This window comes from Pseudomonas serboccidentalis, assembly GCF_028830055.1.
In the GTDB taxonomy this organism is placed as follows: Bacteria; Pseudomonadota; Gammaproteobacteria; order Pseudomonadales; family Pseudomonadaceae; genus Aquipseudomonas; species Aquipseudomonas serboccidentalis.
This window is the reverse complement of record NZ_CP101655.1, coordinates 3,564,906-3,578,377: the sequence shown is the minus strand read 5'-3', so window position 1 is coordinate 3,578,377 and position 13,472 is coordinate 3,564,906. Positions and strand designations below refer to the sequence as shown.

General features: G+C 61.0%; 13 protein-coding genes. 3 read left to right on the top strand and 10 right to left on the bottom strand.

The features are described from left to right. Positions 1-110 precede the first annotated feature (110 nt). Positions 111-1,028 carry a lipid kinase YegS gene (gene yegS, locus NN484_RS16160; protein ID WP_274657469.1) on the top strand — a complete coding sequence of 306 codons (918 nt, stop codon included), beginning with the start codon at positions 111-113 and terminating at the stop codon, positions 1,026-1,028. On the opposite strand, the gene NN484_RS16155 is transcribed toward yegS, so the two are convergent. From NN484_RS16155 to NN484_RS16145, 3 genes are all read right to left on the bottom strand, one after another. Then, positions 1,012-1,671 carry a response regulator gene (locus NN484_RS16155; protein WP_127648742.1) on the bottom strand — a complete coding sequence of 220 codons (660 nt, stop codon included), beginning with the start codon at positions 1,669-1,671 and terminating at the stop codon, positions 1,012-1,014. The two genes, yegS and NN484_RS16155, sit on opposite strands and share 17 nt — an antisense overlap. Beyond that, positions 1,668-2,561, bottom strand: coding sequence for a sensor histidine kinase (locus tag NN484_RS16150; protein WP_274659301.1), 894 nt, complete (start codon positions 2,559-2,561; stop codon positions 1,668-1,670). Before NN484_RS16150 ends, NN484_RS16155 begins: the two co-directional genes overlap by 4 nt. 492 nt (positions 2,562-3,053) lie before the next feature. Then, positions 3,054-3,524 (bottom strand): hypothetical protein, encoded by a 471-nt coding sequence (locus tag NN484_RS16145; protein WP_215501965.1) that lies wholly within the window; start codon positions 3,522-3,524, stop codon positions 3,054-3,056. Between the two features lie 453 nt (positions 3,525-3,977). Between NN484_RS16145 and NN484_RS16140 the strand changes: the two genes are divergently transcribed. Beyond that, a complete protein-coding gene (locus NN484_RS16140) occupies positions 3,978-4,913 on the top strand; it encodes a chemotaxis protein CheV (protein ID WP_102353997.1) in 936 nt (311 codons plus the stop codon). 109 nt (positions 4,914-5,022) lie between these two features. Continuing rightward, positions 5,023-5,829 (top strand): MOSC domain-containing protein, encoded by an 807-nt coding sequence (locus NN484_RS16135; RefSeq protein WP_127648740.1) that lies wholly within the window; start codon positions 5,023-5,025, stop codon positions 5,827-5,829. 70 nt (positions 5,830-5,899) lie between these two features. Here NN484_RS16135 and ppnP read toward each other — a convergent pair whose 3' ends face one another. From ppnP to NN484_RS16100, 7 genes are all read right to left on the bottom strand, one after another. Beyond that, complete coding sequence (gene ppnP, locus NN484_RS16130) at positions 5,900-6,184, bottom strand: pyrimidine/purine nucleoside phosphorylase (protein ID WP_127648739.1); 285 nt, start codon at positions 6,182-6,184, stop codon at positions 5,900-5,902. A gap of 114 nt (positions 6,185-6,298) precedes the next feature. After that, on the bottom strand, positions 6,299-6,841 hold the full coding sequence (locus NN484_RS16125) for a 3'-5' exonuclease (RefSeq protein ID WP_127648738.1): 543 nt from the start codon (positions 6,839-6,841) through the stop codon (positions 6,299-6,301). Positions 6,842-6,911: 70 nt separating this feature from the next. After that, positions 6,912-8,873 carry an acetyl/propionyl/methylcrotonyl-CoA carboxylase subunit alpha gene (locus NN484_RS16120; RefSeq protein WP_274657468.1) on the bottom strand — a complete coding sequence of 654 codons (1,962 nt, stop codon included), beginning with the start codon at positions 8,871-8,873 and terminating at the stop codon, positions 6,912-6,914. 119 nt (positions 8,874-8,992) lie between these two features. Then, the gene (locus tag NN484_RS16115) at positions 8,993-9,790 is read right to left on the bottom strand and encodes an enoyl-CoA hydratase/isomerase family protein (protein WP_215501962.1); all 798 of its coding nucleotides are present in this window, start codon (positions 9,788-9,790) and stop codon (positions 8,993-8,995) included. Next, positions 9,787-10,944: a citronellyl-CoA dehydrogenase gene (gene atuD / locus NN484_RS16110; RefSeq protein WP_274657467.1), complete on the bottom strand. Its 1,158-nt coding sequence runs from the start codon at positions 10,942-10,944 to the stop codon at positions 9,787-9,789. Before atuD ends, NN484_RS16115 begins: the two co-directional genes overlap by 4 nt. 30 nt (positions 10,945-10,974) lie before the next feature. After that, positions 10,975-12,591, bottom strand: coding sequence for a geranyl-CoA carboxylase subunit beta (gene atuC / locus NN484_RS16105; RefSeq protein WP_274657466.1), 1,617 nt, complete (start codon positions 12,589-12,591; stop codon positions 10,975-10,977). 3 nt (positions 12,592-12,594) lie between these two features. Beyond that, on the bottom strand, positions 12,595-13,464 hold the full coding sequence (locus tag NN484_RS16100; protein ID WP_274657465.1) for an SDR family oxidoreductase: 870 nt from the start codon (positions 13,462-13,464) through the stop codon (positions 12,595-12,597). Positions 13,465-13,472 lie beyond the last annotated feature (8 nt).

Genomic DNA, 13,472 nt, shown 5'->3' with positions numbered 1-13,472 from the left:
GTAGGACGCAACAGATCAGCCGCTTGAATTAAAAGTGATTCTTGCGGCTTTTTTGCGTGCGCCAGTGGTCAAGATGTCTCAGACCGATTCAATCGTGGGGAGTGACCATTATGAGTGAACGCAGGGCGCTGTTGATTCTGCATGGCAAGCAGGCACTCAATGAGGCGGTTCGCGCCGCCGTCGAAGGAAAACGCAAGCAGGGCTGGGAGGTGGCGGTACGTCTGACCTGGGAGGCCGGTGATGCTCAACGTCTGGTGCAAGAGGCACTGGCTGGCGGGTACCGGCAGATCATCGCCGGTGGCGGGGATGGTACGCTGCGGGATATCGCCGAAGCGCTTGCCGCACATCCGCATCAGGCCAGTCTGGTGCTGTTGCCGCTGGGGACGGCCAATGATTTTTCCCGTGCTGCGGGGATCCCGCTGGAGCCGGCCGAGGCGCTGGAACTGCTGGATGTGCCAGCGCGTGACATAGATCTGGGCGAAGTCGGTGGGCAGATTTTCCTGAACATGGCGACGGGCGGCTTCGGCAGCCAGGTCACGGCCAATACGTCTGAGGATCTGAAAAAAGTGCTCGGCGGGGCCGCCTATCTGTTCACCGGTTTGTCGCGGTTCAGCGAATTGCATGCGGCCTACGGTGAATTACAGGGGCCGGATTTCCACTGGAGTGGCGAGCTGCTGGCATTGGGCATCGGCAATGGTCGCCAGGCGGGCGGCGGGCACGTGTTGTGTCCGCAGGCATTGGCCGATGATGGCCTGTTGGATATCAGCATCCTGCCGGCGCCACAGGAGTTGGTTGGTACGCTGAAGAATCTGCTCACTGATGGCTTTGGTCTCGACAATATGTTTGTCCGGGCCCGCTTGCCCTGGGTCGAGATCAAGGTTGCCGAGGGATTGAGCATCAATCTGGATGGCGAGCCGCTGGAGGGCGAGAGCCTGCGCTTCGAGGCGCGCCCCGCAGCCTTGCAGGTGCACTTGCCCGAGCATTCGCCGCTGTTGGGCGGTGTACGGTCGATCAGTCGTCCAGGCTGATGATCTGTTCGCGCACCGCGAACAGCACCAGACCCGCCACGTCATAGATCTGCAGGCGTTTCATGATCTGCGAGCGGTGAGTTTCGACGGTCTTGATGCTCAGGCCCAGGCCGTTGGCGATTTCCCGGGTGGATTTGCCGCGCACGATCAACCGCAGGATTTCCAGCTGACGTGCCGTCAGGTTGTGCGAGTCGGCCACTTCCGGCTGGTTTTTCTGCGTGCGGGTCAGCGCCTGGTTGATCACGGTATGGGCGATCGCCGGGCTCAGGTAGCGTTCGTTGTTGCGCAGCGCTTCAAGCGCATGTTCAAGCTCGGTGGCCGTGGTGTCCTTGAGCAGATAACCGTGCGCGCCGGACTCCAGCGCCTGCATGATCAGCGCCGGATCGGTGTGCATCGACAGGATCAGCACCTTGCTTTGCGGGCGCACCCGCTTGAGCCGCTGCAGGGCTTCCAGTCCACCGGTTTCCTTCATCGAGATATCCAGCAGCACGATGTCGGGCGCCAGTTGCTCGACCATTTCGAGCAGCTGTGAGCCATCGCTGGCTTCGCCAATGACCGCGTAACCGGGAATGTCGAGTACCAGAGCGCGCACGCCGGCCCTGATCAGCGAGTGGTCATCCACCAGAAGTAAGTTACAAGTCAACGCATAACCTTATTCGTACTGGCCCGCTCGAGTGCACGGGGCGCCCAGGGGAATAGTGCTTCGATTTGAGTGCCTTTGCCCGGCTCGCTGATGACGTTCAGCGTGCCGCCCAACTGTTCGATTCTTTCGGCCATCCCGGCCATGCCACGTTGTCCTTCGCGCCCCGGATCGGCTGCAGGCGCAAATCCCAGACCATCGTCACTGATGAACAACGTCAGGCCTTGTGGCAGGCGTTGTACGCGGATCAGCAGGTTTTTGGCCTGCGCGTGACGCAGAATGTTGGTGACCGCTTCCTGGGTAATGCGAAAGGCGGCAACCGCCATTTCTTCCGGGATGCCATTGAGCCGCTGCTGGCAGTCGAGGCTCCAGTGCACCGGCGTGTTGGTCAGGGTCTTGAGCAAGTGCGCGCGCAGGCTGGCTTCCAGCCCGAGACTGGTCAGTTGGCGCGGGTTGAGAATGGCCGAAACATCGCGCACTTTGTTAAGGGTTTCGTCCAGAGTGTCGCAAAGCGTCGAGCATTGCTCTTGCAAGTCTGGCGGCAGGCGTTTCTTCAGCCATTCGCTTTGCAGCTTGGCGGCGGTCAGCAACTGGCCGATGTCGTCATGCAGTTCGCGGCTGAGTCGGTGCCGCTCGTTTTCCTGGACTTCGAGCAAGCGGTCCGCGAGTTCCTGGGGCTGGAACTTGATCGATTTGCGTGACAGTCGATATTGCACCCAGACACAAGCAGTGGCTGCGACGTTCAACAGCAGCAAACCCAGTGACAGTGGTGCTGAAAAACCATAGGTCAGCAGGCAGCCGACGGTTGCGATGACACACAATATGAGTGTGAACCGGCGTGCATTTTCCCGGGAGGGTGGCCATGTAATGATCGACTTGAGGCTGGCGTACATAACGGATGGAGCCAATGGATGTTCGCTGCGGGTAGACCGGCCGGTGGCTGGCGGGTCTCTGTCTGAAAATACTGTCAATTATGTGATTGATTTTGACGAGGCTCAGTGAGCGATGTCTGACCGCCAACTTCGCTGGATGTCCGTCATTCAATCACTGTGCCATTAATTGAAAGCAACTAGTGGCCGGTATAATACCACTTAAGATACCGTTGGTCGCGTTGCCATATATGTCCATTGAGTCAGGAAAGACGCCATGTTGGACGTGAGTTCCATAATGGAAAAAAGCTCGCTTTAATGCACTCGATAGATATCGATATTGCCCGAAGTTGCTCGTTGCCTGGACACAGGCAAACCCTGAGGCCGCGAGAAAATATCCGCTGGTATCAGGTGTGATTATTTAATTCGGCTGGTCGTTGGCAGGTATGAACTATTCAATTGCGACATTCAGCGATTCGGATCTACGGCTTCGATTTGCGCATGGGTCGCGGCAAATCAGGCCTGACGCTCCAGGTAGGGCGCGAGCAATGGCGGCTGGGTCGAGAGCGGCGGTTGAAACTGGCTTTGACCGACCTGAAATGCGAAGGCTTCAATCAGGGACGTCTGTTCGCTGGCATCCAGGCTCAACTGGCCAGTGTTCTGGTCGACCAGTTCGATTTGCCAGGCCATCAGGGTGAAGCAGTCTTTGAGCGCGTCGAGCGCCTGTGCGTGCAGATCGATATGTTCCGGTGCGTGATTGAGCAGGCTGTGAATGTGCAGGGAGAACTCGGAAACCGCTTCCAGCGCCAAGGCTTCGGCCCGGCTCGCGAGTTTGAGCAGGGTACCGAGCATGCAGTCGATGGCGTCCTTGTCGTTGCTGATCAATTGCAGATGGCTCAGGCACTCTTCGGACTTGGCCAGGAGCGTTTGCGCCTCGACGAGAAATTCGGGAAAGCGTTGTGCCCAGTCTTTACGGTCGATTGGCATGCTTATCTCCACAGCGTCATGTCTGATGAGGGAATGCCGTGTGTGTCGACGTTCGTGAATCGTCGGGAGATCGCGCCCCACTGTGCAAGTGCACTGACTGAGGTTTTCCAGAGGGTGGGTTTCCACTGACCTGCGATCGCACACAATAGCCTGACTCCGTTCATGCAATGAGAATGGCGTCACATTAATGGCTATTGGATATTGCGAACATCAGGTTGGGCCTGATTGTGCCTAGGGGAATCCCTTACGCGCGGGAACCTGTGGCGCAAACCGTGGTCGCGCCAGAAGAGAATGTAGCAGATGAAGTCACCGAGTCAGTAAAGCATGATGTTAATGTGACATCAATGCCTGCGCATGGCATTTTGATAGCGATTTTTGCGGGGATCAAGATTCGCCATAAACAGCCGATAATCCCTCTTAGTGAATTCATCAGAACAAGCCCAGGAGTCATTGATGGCCGGCATTCTCGACACGGTAGACCAACGCACGCAACTGGTGGGTGAGAATCGCCTGGAAATTCTCATGTTTCGACTGGCCGGACGCCAATTGTTCGCGATCAACGTGTTCAAGGTTCAGGAAGTTCTGCAGTTGCCGAAGCTGACCCTGATGCCCCAGCGCCACCCGTTTGTCTGTGGCGTGGTCAACCTGCGCGGTCAGACGCTGCCAGTGATCGATCTGTCCCAGGCGATTGGCATGCGTCCGCTGGTGCCGGGCCCGAACAGCACCATTATCGTGACCGAATACAACCGTTCGGTGCAGGCCTTCCTCGTCGGTGGCGTGGATCGCATCGTCAACATGAACTGGGAAGCCATTCTGCCGCCGCCGACCAGCGCCGGACGCCAGCATTACCTGACCGCGATCAGCAAGGTCGACGAGCAACTGGTGGAAATCATCGACGTCGAGAAAGTCCTCGCCGAAATCGTCCCGTACAACGCCAAGGTCTCGCGCGACAAGCTCGATGATCCGGTGCTGGAACGTGCCCGTGGCCGCGAAGTGCTGCTGGTGGACGACTCCAACGTCGCGCTCTCGCAACTGCGCGACACCCTCGGCCAGCTCGGCGTGAAAATGCACATTGCCAGTGATGGTCTGAAGGCGTTGAACATGCTCAAGGCCTGGGCCGATACCGGCGTGCACATGACCGATAAGCTGCTGATGGTGTTTACCGATGCGGAAATGCCGGAGATGGACGGTTATCGCCTGACCACCGAAATTCGCAACGACCCACGGCTGCGCGGCCTGTACGTGGTGCTGCACACGTCGCTGTCCGGCAGCTTCAACGACTCGATGGTGAAGAAGGTCGGCTGCGACAACTTCCTCTCCAAGTTCCAGCCGGACAAACTGGTCGATGTGGTGCGCCAGCGTCTGATGCTGGATGAAGTGCCTGCCTGATCACAACATCACACAGCTCCTGCATTGTCGTGCAGTGTCCGGACTCAGGCTTTGATTCGCGGATCAAGCTCGTATAGGGTGGCTTTTTTTAGCCACCAGGGAGTTGGCCATGCTGCGTCTGAGCGCGCTTTATCGTTACCCGTTGAAATCCGGCAAGCCCGAGATTCTGCAATCGATTGGCCTGGACAAACTGGGCCTTGAAGGTGACCGACGCTGGATGCTGGTGGACGAGTCCAGCGGGCGCTTCCTGACCCAGCGGGCCGAGGCGAAAATGAGTCAGCTGGCGGCGCTATGGAATGCGCAGGGCGGGCTGACCCTCAGCGCGCCCGGGCACGCGGCGCTGGATGTGCCGTTGCCGGAGGCAGATACCGACCTGCGCGGCGTGACCATCTGGCGCGATACCTTGCGCGTACCGGATGCCGGTGACGAAGCGGCCCGTTGGGTCAGCGATTTCATTGGCAAACCCACCCGGCTGGTGCAGGTGCCGTTGAACCGCGCCCGCATGACTCAGGCCGGATTTGGCCGCGAGGACGATCAGGTTGCGTTCGCCGATGGTTTCCCGCTGTTGCTGATCGGCGAAGCGTCGCTGCAGGATTTGGTGCAAAAGGTTGGACGACCGCTGGAGATGCTGCGTTTCCGGCCGAATCTGGTAATCGAGGGCAGCGAAGCGTTTGCCGAGGATGGCTGGAAGCGAATTCGCATCGGCGACGTCGAATTCCGTGTCGTGAAACCGTGCTCGCGCTGCATTCTGACCACGATCGATCCGCAGACCGGCGAACGCAGTGCCGATCGCGAACCGCTGGCAACCTTGCAGAAATACCGTGCCCAGGCCGATGGCGCGATGTTCGGCCAGAATCTGGTCAACGACAGCAATGGTCAACTGGAAGTCGGGATGTCGGTGGAAATCCTCGAGTAACCGGCCCTGAAATGAAAATGCCCGTGTCCTTGGACACGGGCATTTTTTTGCGCCGGGGAAAGCCGAGGTGTCAGCCGCGGTATTCGCACAGATAAGCGGTGTCGACGGCGACTTTCAGCTGGAACTTGCTGTTGGCCGGTACGTTGAACTGGCTGCCGGCGGCGAAGGTTTCCCAGTCGCTGCTGTCCGGCAGTTTAACGGTCAGTGCGCCGGAGACCACGTGCATGATTTCACGCTGAGCGGTGCCGAATTCATATTCGCCCGGGGCCATGACGCCGAGGGTCGCCGGACCTTCAGCGGTGCCAAAAGCGATCGACTTGACGGTGCCGTCGAAGTACTCGTTGACTTTGAACATGGGCGATTCCTCTCGAAAAGGGCAAAAAAGGGTTACAAAAGGCTGGCCAGTATGCACAAGGCTCCTGGCGCCGTCACCTGCCCGGGGCGTGTCCGGCGAGTTCCCGCCCTGACTCTAGAGTGGCAACACCAACGGCAACAACCGTGCGGTGTTGCGAGCGTCTTCCAGCGCCCGGTGCTGTTGACCGCTGAACTGCATGCCGGCCAGTTGCAGCGCGCCGTTCAAGCCCAATGGCCGTTCCAGGCGCCGGGCCTTGGCGAAGCGTTGCTTGAGGTTCATGTGCGGCACCCGGCTCAATACGCTGTCGAGTTGCAGACGCTGCCATTCCTGGAGCAATTGCTTGCGGTCGTAATCCCCCCAACTGGCCCAGCCTTCGAGCCGCGTCTGGTGTTGGCCGAGCCAGCGTTCGAAAGCCGGCCAGACCACGCTCAACGGCTGCGCGGCGTCGATGTTGGCCTGGGTGATGTGCGTGAGCTCACGACAGAACGGCGTCAGCAACGGCCGTCGGGTCGGTTTGACGAAACGCTGAAAGTGATCCTGCTCGCGACCGGCACGATCGACCAGCGTGGCGCCGATTTCGATGATTTCCATTTCCGTAACCGGCCAGCCACCTTCATCTGTGGTGGCTTCCAGATCAATGACCAGCCAATGGGGCATCGCAGGTTTCCTGATTTACGCGTCCTGATAGATCAGAGCGTAGTCAAACCTTGCGTTTGCGCCTGGCGACTCACTCGACCTGCAACAGAACCTGACGATTTTTTACCTGATCGCCGACCTTGACCTGCACCCGCTTGAGCACGCCGTCGATGCCGGCCTTGAGCGGGTGCTCCATTTTCATTGCCTCCAGCACCACCAGCAACTGACCCTTGCTGACCGGGCTGCCTTCGCTGACCAGCACGTCGACGATGGCACCGTCCATCGGCGCCTTCAGCGTGCCGGAGCTGACGCTGCTCTGACTGCTGATCAGTGCATGAGTTCGATCCTCCAGCCGCAGGTTGCCAGGATGGGTGAACAGCCAGAGCGCTTCGCCCGCCAGTCGATAGGCGTGACGCTGGCGCAGGCCGTCGATTTCCAGGGTCACCGAGCGCTCGTTGCAATCGATAACCTTCAGCGCCAACGAACGTTCCATCACGTTCACGGTGAAGCGGCCATCGGTGCCCGTAAGCAGTTGCAGCGTCCAGTCCTTTTCCTCAAGGCCGAGGCGGTAATTGAGTGGTACTCCGGCGTTGTTGCGCCAGCCCTTGAGCGATGCACGATGCGCCTGTGCGCCCGCCTGGTAAAACAGCACGGCGGCGATGGCCAGCTCCTCGGCGCCGGGGATGTGGGCCTGCAGACTTGGGTGGTCAGTGAAATGTTGGACGATGAACGCGGTGCTGAATTCGCCACTGATGAACTGCGGATGTTGCAGCAGGCTGTCCAGCAAGCGCTGATTGCTCTGTACGCCGAGCAGCACGCTGTCTTGCACCGCGCGCAGCAACTTGCGCCGCGCCTCTTCGCGGGTGGCGCCGTGGGCGATCAGTTTGCCGAGCATCGGGTCGTAGAACGGGCTGATCGCCTGACCTTCGAGCAAGCCGTGATCGATCCGCGCGCCCGCGCTCAAGGCCGGTTCCCAGGCCTGGATGCACCCGGTCTGCGGCAGGAAATTCTGCGTCGGATCTTCGGCATACAGGCGCACTTCCATCGCGTGGCCGTTGAGGGTGACCTGATCCTGGGTCAATGGCAGCGGCTGCCCTTCGGCGACGGCCAGTTGCCAGGCGACCAGGTCCAGCCCGGTGATCAACTCGGTGACCGGATGTTCCACCTGCAGACGCGTATTCATTTCCAGAAAGTAGAATTGCCCACGGGCGTCGAGCAGAAACTCGACCGTACCGGCACCCACGTAATTCACCGCGCGGCCAGCCTTGAGCGCGGCTTCGCCCATGGCTTGGCGCAACTCGCGGGTCATGACCGGGCAGGGCGCCTCCTCGATGACTTTCTGGTGGCGCCGCTGCACCGAGCAATCGCGCTCGCCCAGATAAACCAGGTTGCCGTGGCTGTCGCCGAACAGTTGCACCTCGACGTGCCGCGGTTCGATCAGCGCCTGTTCGAGGATCAGTTCGTCACTGCCGAATCCATTCAATGCCTCGGAGCGGGCTGTGCGCAGTTGTGCCGGCAACTCGTCGCGGCTGTGCACCAGACGCATGCCGCGCCCGCCGCCCCCGGCGCTGGCCTTGATCATCAGTGGATAGCCGATACGCTCGGCTTCGCGCAGCAAGGTTGCGTCGTCCTGCGCGGCGCCTTGATAGCCGGCGATGCACGGCACACCGGCGTCGAGCATGGCGATTTTCGACAGGCGCTTGCTGCCCATCAGCTCGATGGCCTCGGCACTCGGGCCGATGAAGGTCAGCCCGGCCTCTTCGCAGGCGCGGGCGAACCCGGCATTTTCCGAGAGGAAACCGTAGCCGGGATGGATCGCGTCGGCGCCGCTGCGGCGCGCGGCGTCGAGGATCGCCGCAATGTTCAGGTAGGACTGTTGCACCGGGGCCGGGCCGATGTTGACCGCTTGATCGGCCATCTGCACGTGCAAGGCCTCGGCGTCGGCGTCGCTGAACACGGCGACGGTGCGATAACCCAGGGCCTGAGCGGTGCGCTGGATGCGGCAGGCGATTTCACCGCGGTTGGCGATCAGGATTTTGTGGATGGCGGGCATGGTCTTGTTCCTGAAATTGTGGCGGTGAATGTGTTGGCCTCATCGCGAGCAGGCTCACTCCTGCAGGTTTTGTGAACGACGCAAATCCCCTTGTAGGAGTGAGCCTGCTCGCGATGCTTTTAAAGGGCCCACTTCGGTTTACGCTTTTGCACAAAAGCCAGGGTGCCCTCGACCCCCTCGGCCCCGGTCACCGCCTCGCTGAACCACTGCGCCGCCTCGTCCAGCAATTCACTCGACGGTTGCCCGGCGCTGGCCAGCAGTAACTTCTTGGTCATGGCATTCGCCTCCGGTGCGCAACACAACACATGCTGCAGAACCTCATCGAGGCGCTCGGCCAGCGCTTGCGGGTCCTGCTCGACAAAATGTACCAGCCCCAGACGTCGTGCCTGATGGCCGTCGAAGCGCGCGGCAGTCAGTGCCAGTCGGCGGGTTTCGGTCAGACCGATGCGCTGCACCACGAACGGGGCAATCTGCGCCGGCAGCAGCCCGAGGCTGGTTTCCGGCAGGCCGAACTGCGCCTGATGGTCAGCCATGGCGATGTCACTGACGCAGGCCAGTCCGAACCCGCCGCCCAGCACTGCGCCCTGTAGCACGGTGATCAGCACTTGCGGCGCGTGCTGAGCTTCCTCCAGCAGGGCGCCGAAAGCGCGGTTCAACTCGCGATAGGCTGCGGCCCCCTGGGCGCGGGCATTGGCCATGTCCTTGATGTCGCCACCGGCACAGAAATGGCCGCCGGCGCCACTGAGCACCAAGGCGCGAACACGACGGTCATCCCGCACTGCCGCCAACACCGCACGCAGTTCGGCGACCATTTGCAGGTTCATCGCATTGCGGCTGTCGGGGCGGTTGAGGGTGATGTGCAACACGCCGCCATGCTGTTCGAGCAGCAGGGTCTGGCAGTCGGGCAGGGTGCTCATTTCTTTTTCCCCGGCAGGATGCCCATCAGTTTGCAGATGATCCCGAGCATGATTTCGTCGGCGCCGCCGCCAATCGACACCAATCGCACATCGCGATAGGCGCGGGCCACCGGGTTGTCCCACATGAAGCCCATGCCGCCCCAATATTGCAGGCAGCTGTCGCTGACTTCCCGGCCGAGGCGCCCGGCCTTGAGCTTGGCCATTGATGCCAGACGCGTGACGTCCTGGCCTTTCACATACTGCTCGGTGGCCTGATAGACCAGCGCCCGCAGGCATTCGATTTCAGTCTGCAGTTCGGCGAGACGGAAGTGGATCACCTGATTGTCGATCAACGCGTTGCCGAAGGTCTTGCGCTCCTTGCAGTACTCGATGGTGCTGTCGACGCAGTATTCCAGGCCTTTGATCATGTTCGCTGCGCCGAACAGACGTTCTTCCTGGAACTGCAGCATCTGCATCATGAAACCGGCACCTTCGTGGCCGATGCGGTTGCGCTGCGGCACGCGCACGTTATCGAAAAACACCTGGGCGGTTTCCGAACTGCGCATGCCGAGCTTGTCCAGGTGCGAGCTGAGGCTGATCCCCGGCGTGTTCATCGGCACCATGATCAGCGACTTGTTGATGTGCGGCTTGTCGTCTGAGGTGTTGGCCAGCAGACAGATAAAGTCGGCGCTCGGCGAGTTGGTGATCCACATCTTGCTGCCGTTGATCACGTAGTCGTCGCCGTCCTTGCGCGCGGTGGTCTTGAGCCCGGCGACGTCAGAGCCGGCACCGACTTCCGAGACCCCGATGCACCCGACTTGCTCCCCGGTGATGGCAGGACGGAGGAATTCTTCGCGCAATTGATCGGAGCCGAAGCGGGCCAGCGCCGGGGTGCACATGTCGGTCTGTACGCCGATCGACATCGGAATGCCGCCGCAATGGATGGTGCCGAACTCTTCGGCGGCGACAATCGAGTAGCTGTAGTCGAGACCCATGCCACCGAATTTTTCCGGTTTGGAAATTCCCAGCAGGCCGAGCTCGCCGGCCTTGCGGAAAATCTCGTGGATCGGAAAACGCCCGGCCTTTTCCCATTCCTCGACGTGCGGATTGATCTCGTGTTCGACGAATTGGCGGACGGTGCGGCGCAGTGCTTCGTGTTCCGGGGTGAAGATCATTTTTATTGTTCTCCTTGGGATCCGTGGCGATCAGAAGCGGCTGACGCCGAAACTGTTGGGTTGCAGCGTGCGGATGTCGGCCTCGTGGCAGATGTCCAGCAGATAACCAAGCAGGGTGCGGGTGTCGCGCGGGTCGATCAGGCCGTCGTCCCACAGGTTGGCGCTGCCGTAGAGCGCGGTCGACTGGCTGTCGAGTTTCTGCGCGGTGACCTGTTCGAGCATGTCGAGCATTTTCGGGTCCGGCACCAGTCCTTCCTTGAGTTGCTTGGCCTCGGTGACGATGCGCAGCACCTTGCCGGCCTGCGCCCCACCCATGACGGCCGTGCGGCTGTTGGGCCAGGCGAAGATGAAACGTGGATCGAGACCGCGCCCGCACATCGCATAGTTGCCGGCACCGTAGGAACCGCCAACGACGATGGTCAGTTTAGGCACGCGCGCATTGGCCACCGCTTGAATCAGCTTCGAGCCGTGTTTGATCACGCCTTGCTGCTCCGACTCGGTGCCGACCATGAACCCGGTGGTGTTGTGGAAGAACAGCAGCGGCGTCTGGCTCTGGTCGCACAGTTGAATGAACTGTGCTGCCTTGCTCGCACCGGCCGGCGTGATCGGGCCGTTGTTGCCGATCAGGCCGCAGGCGCGGCCCTGGATTTTCAGTTGACCGCACACGGTCTGTTGATCGAACTCGCCCTTGAATTCGAGAAACTCCGAGTCATCGGCAATTCGCGCAATGATTTCGCGCACGTCGTAGGGCTTCTTCGGGTCGTCGGGAATCAGCCCGAGCAACTCGTCGATCGGGTAGAGCGGCTCCTTGTATTGCGGCTCCGGCAGCCACGGCAGTTGCTCGTTCCACGGCAGCATGCGCAGAATCTCGCGCACCAGTCGGACACCGTCGGCATCGTTTTCGGCCAGGTATTCGGCAGTGCCGGCAACCTGCGCGTGCATCTCGGCGCCGCCCAGTTCTTCATCGGTGGCGACTTCGCCGGTCGCGGCTTTGAGCAGCGGCGGCCCGGCGAGAAACAGCTTGGCCTTGCCGCGCACTACCACCACGTAATCCGACAACCCCGGCTGATACGCGCCACCGGCCGTAGCCGAGCCGTGCACCACGGTGATCTGCGGCAGGCCCATGGCCGACATCCGCGCCTGATTGGCGAAACTGCGTGCGCCTTCGACGAAGATGTCGGCGGCGTAGTTGAGGTTGGCGCCGCCGCTTTCGGCGAGGGTGATCACCGGCAGTTTGTTTTCCTGAGCGATCTGCTGCAGACGCAGGGATTTCTTCAGGCCGGTGGGGGATATCGTGCCGCCCTTGATCGCGCTGTTGTTGGCCACCACCAGCGCCCGTACGCCGGACACGTAACCGATGCCGGCGATCAGCCCACCACCGGCGGCGCTGCCGTACTTGTCGTCGTGCAGTTTGTAGCCGGCCAGGCTCGCCAGTTCGAGGAACGGTGCGCCGGGGTCAAGCAACAGGTTCAGGCGTTCGCGGGGCAGCAGTTGGCCGCGCTTGTCGAATTTGGCCTTGGCTTCGGCAGCCTTGTTCAGCAGGTGCTGTTCCAGTTGCTGCACTTGCTCGATGGCCGTGAGCATCGCCGCGCGGTTGCGGGCGAAGGCTTCACTGTGCGGATCGAGTTGGGACTGGATCTGCGGCATGGCTTACTCCTTGTCCTTGAGGACGTCGGGCAAGTAGGCCCGATGGAATCCGTTGAACGACTCGCTGTGGCTCGCCTTGTGCAGCGGCCACGCGCGGTTGCCGAGACTCGCCGCACCATCGATTTTCAAGGTGCTGCCACTGATGAAGGCCGCTGCCGGACTGAGCAGGAAAACGATCGCCGCGCTGACTTCCGATTCGGTGCCGATGCGCTTGAGCGGCACATGTTCGCGCAAGGTCGGGATCACCGCTTTGAACGCGCCTTCGTAGGTGTCCATGCCACTGGAAGCGATCCAGCCCGGCGCCACCGCATTGACTCGCACACCGGCGTAACCCCATTCGAAGGCGGCGGTCTTGGTGAAGTTGTCCATGCCCGAACGTGCCGCGCCCGAGTGGCCCATGCCGGGCATGCCGTCCCACATGTCGGCGAGCATGTTGACGATGTTGCCACCGTGCTTGCTCATCGACTGGTTGAACACCTCCCGAGCCATCAGGAAACCGCCGACCAGATTGGTGCGCAGCACGGTTTCAAAGCCTTTCTGATTGATCGAGGCCAACGGCGACGGGTATTGGCCGCCGGCATTGTTGACCAGACCGTGGATCGGCCCGTGTTCGGCAATCAACTCGCCGACCAGTTGTTTCACTGCTTCTTCGTCACGGATGTCACAGGCTTGCCAGTGAGCGCGGCCGCCGTCTTCGGCGATTTCGGCGGCGACCTTTTGCAGTTTTTCCGGCTTGCGCCCGACCAGCAGCACCGTGGCCCCGAGCGCCGCCAGTTCATGGGCGGTGCAGCGCCCGATGCCGCTGCCGCCCCCGGTGACGATGATGGTCTGACCGCTGAACAGATCGGCTTTGAAAATCGATGCGTAAGCCATGAAGCCCA

What these genes read in the sequence shown, in the direction of transcription:
- NN484_RS16100 (WP_274657465.1), bottom strand. Translation starts at nt 13,464, where the DNA reads ATGGCTTACGCATCGATTTTCAAAGCCGATCTGTTCAGCGGTCAGACC.
- NN484_RS16135 (WP_127648740.1), top strand. Translation starts at nt 5,023, where the DNA reads ATGCTGCGTCTGAGCGCGCTTTATCGTTACCCGTTGAAATCCGGCAAG.
- NN484_RS16150 (WP_274659301.1), bottom strand. Translation starts at nt 2,561, where the DNA reads ATGTACGCCAGCCTCAAGTCGATCATTACATGGCCACCCTCCCGGGAA.
- ppnP (WP_127648739.1), bottom strand. Translation starts at nt 6,184, where the DNA reads ATGTTCAAAGTCAACGAGTACTTCGACGGCACCGTCAAGTCGATCGCT.
- NN484_RS16120 (WP_274657468.1), bottom strand. Translation starts at nt 8,873, where the DNA reads ATGCCCGCCATCCACAAAATCCTGATCGCCAACCGCGGTGAAATCGCC.
- yegS (WP_274657469.1), top strand. Translation starts at nt 111, where the DNA reads ATGAGTGAACGCAGGGCGCTGTTGATTCTGCATGGCAAGCAGGCACTC.
- atuD (WP_274657467.1), bottom strand. Translation starts at nt 10,944, where the DNA reads ATGATCTTCACCCCGGAACACGAAGCACTGCGCCGCACCGTCCGCCAA.
- atuC (WP_274657466.1), bottom strand. Translation starts at nt 12,591, where the DNA reads ATGCCGCAGATCCAGTCCCAACTCGATCCGCACAGTGAAGCCTTCGCC.
- NN484_RS16145 (WP_215501965.1), bottom strand. Translation starts at nt 3,524, where the DNA reads ATGCCAATCGACCGTAAAGACTGGGCACAACGCTTTCCCGAATTTCTC.
- NN484_RS16140 (WP_102353997.1), top strand. Translation starts at nt 3,978, where the DNA reads ATGGCCGGCATTCTCGACACGGTAGACCAACGCACGCAACTGGTGGGT.
- NN484_RS16125 (WP_127648738.1), bottom strand. Translation starts at nt 6,841, where the DNA reads ATGCCCCATTGGCTGGTCATTGATCTGGAAGCCACCACAGATGAAGGT.
- NN484_RS16115 (WP_215501962.1), bottom strand. Translation starts at nt 9,790, where the DNA reads ATGAGCACCCTGCCCGACTGCCAGACCCTGCTGCTCGAACAGCATGGC.